We start from the raw sequence: 2,520 nt of genomic DNA, 5'->3' as shown, positions 1-2,520 counted from the left end.
TATGACCATATGGGCAGGAAGATTGCCACATTTGAAAACATCAACAGCCAGGGCGAGGTTGCCTTGAGTCATTTGGAATATAACGAGATTGGGCAGTTAAGAAGTAAGCACTTGCATAACGATACGCAGCATACCGCTTTGGCCTATAATGAACAGGGATGGTTAAAAAGTAGTGTAAGCAATGAGTTTAGCATCAACCTGAAATATAATGAAGGTACCTATCCACAGTACAATGGAAACATTGCCGGACAGGATTATGTTAACGGTATTGCCAATAGCTTCAGTTACCAATATGATGGATTGGAACGATTGTTCAAAGCCATTGCCGGCAACAGCCTTGGCGAAGAACTTAGCTATGACGTGATGGGCAATATTAAAACCTTAACCAGGGAGGGTTTTGGGACGATAAACTACCCAAACTACACAGGCAACAAGCTAGATAATGTTAGTGGTTATATTAACAGTGCTTACACCTACGATGCGAATGGCAATCAAAAAAGCGATACTGGAAAGGGGATAAGTAATATTGAATATAACCAGCTCAATCTCCCAATCCAAATTACCGGGCCTAACGTAACTTTTACCTATGATGCCTCAGGAGCAAAATTAAGGAAACAAAGTATTTCAGGTATTGTGGATTATATTGATGGCGTTCACTACAAAACAGATGGAACCATTGATTTTATTCAGACTGAAGCAGGGGTAGCAAGAAGAACGGGTAGTGATTATAGTTATGAATATAATTTGAGTGACCACCTAGGTAACGTAAGAGCTACTTTCTACATCAATCCAACAACCCAGCAATTGGAAGTAATCCAGCGAGATGACTACTATGCTTTTGGATTAAGAAAAATGAATTCGCCGAATGCGAATACAAATAAATATCTTTACAATGGCAAGGAGTTGCAGGAGGAGTTAGGGCAGTATGATTACGGGGCAAGGTTCTACGACCCGGTTGTGGGCAGGTGGAATGTGGTGGATCCGTTTTCAGAACAGATGAGAAGGCATTCTCCATATAACTATGCATTCAATAATCCTTTGAGATTTATCGATCCGGATGGAATGGGCCCTGAGTCAGTCCATTTAGATAAATACGGCACTGTATTGAAAAATGTTGATGATGGAGATAAAGGAGTTTATGTTCATGAAAAAGCTAAAACGGAGGCTGATATAGATAAGACTTATAGTGCTAAAAATACTGGTGCCGGTGGCGAAAAAATCGGCGAGTTAGGAGGGAATATCAGCATGGACAAGGTGTACTCAAACTTGTTAGATAAAAATATTAAAACTGCTGAAGGTATTTGGAGCCCTTGGACATTCAAAAATCTAGTAAAAAATCATGGAGATTGGGATTATAAAAATAATAAGGATCATATAATTGGTTTAGGTAATGATGGTAAAACAACTTTTTCTTTTGAAGGAAAAACTATGGAATCTCAAGATTTTGGTAATCACCACTATGGTGCAGTTGGTAAGGCCTACGGTTTACCATCGGAAACATTGCTAATTCAAGCAGGCAAAGCACAAATAGCTGCAGGAACATCTTTACCACAGTGGCAAAAATATAGGACTACTACCACTAGTACCCCTTATGGTGGGTCTAACACTTCAACATATATGTTGCCACCTTATGGAGATGATCCAAGAGATCAAAAATGGATTAAATCAGGCTTTAATTATTATGATAAAAAATACTAGTAAGATTATAAAAATCACTATTCTGGCTATCGTAATAGCATTTGTAGGATACATTGGATATATGTTTTTAACTTTTGATTTATTTGAAGTCAGCAATGATAAATTGAAAGTGATTAATGTTGAAGGAAAACCATATAAAATTATTTTGTATCGAATCAATGGAAATGCAACAGTTCAAAGCGGGATACAGGTTAGGAAATTAGATAATGGCCAGGAATTGACTTTAAAACAATATGACAGGTATGATTCTTTAATGTCTTTTTCAGTTAAAAAGGATAGTTTAAAGCTTGTGCTTAAAAACACCAATTTTATGAAACAAAAGCCAGATACTTTATATCTTAAGATTCCATAGTGGCTCTAGGCCTTTTGGTCTTAGCATCTCGTTAAGACCAAAAGGTAACTTACATAACAAAGCCCAGCGATGTAAAAATTGCTGGGCTTTGTTATTTCTGCAGGAGTTCAAGTTTAAGGAGCCTTGCTTTAATTGCTCCATAAGTCCTGGAGTGTAATTTGGCGAGTTGGGTAATCTTGATACCTTCGTTAAAACGCTCTACCAGCAATGCATCTTCTTGTTCATTCCAGGCTAAACCCTGGTTGCCTTTTTCAGCTATTGCCCTAAGTTCATCAAGTGCAAAAAATAGCGCCCTTATGATTTCGGGCGCCATTTTTATTTCTTCTTTTTAAAATTTTCTTAGTTGAACACTTTCTCCAACAGCCAATATATTTGATTATGGTTATGATAAGCTGAACCGTTTAAGCAATTCTGGTAAAACGACTGGAGCGATGACAGAGAATCTAAATTATGATGTGATGGGGAATATC

The 2,520-nt window shown here is 37.5% G+C and carries 3 protein-coding genes; 2 read left to right on the top strand and 1 reads right to left on the bottom strand.

Features of this window, described 5'->3' with window-relative positions; translation table 11 throughout:
• The coding region (locus BMX11_RS24615; protein ID WP_245738758.1) for an RHS repeat-associated core domain-containing protein at positions 1-1,698 on the top strand (1,698 nt) is incomplete at its 5' end.
• Entirely contained in the window at positions 1,682-2,050 is a 369-nt protein-coding gene (locus BMX11_RS23965; protein WP_139180268.1) for a hypothetical protein, read from the top strand. The genes BMX11_RS24615 and BMX11_RS23965, both read left to right, overlap by 17 nt.
• Positions 2,051-2,141: 91 nt before the next feature.
• On the opposite strand, the gene BMX11_RS23960 is transcribed toward BMX11_RS23965, so the two are convergent.
• A complete protein-coding gene (locus tag BMX11_RS23960) occupies positions 2,142-2,363 on the bottom strand; it encodes a hypothetical protein (protein WP_090890122.1) in 222 nt (73 codons plus the stop codon).
• Positions 2,364-2,520 lie beyond the last annotated feature (157 nt).

Source organism: Pedobacter rhizosphaerae, from assembly GCF_900111155.1.
Classification (GTDB): Bacteria; Bacteroidota; Bacteroidia; order Sphingobacteriales; family Sphingobacteriaceae; genus Pedobacter; species Pedobacter rhizosphaerae.
The sequence above is the reverse complement of the archived record's forward strand: the minus strand, read 5'-3'. Positions and strand labels throughout refer to the sequence as shown.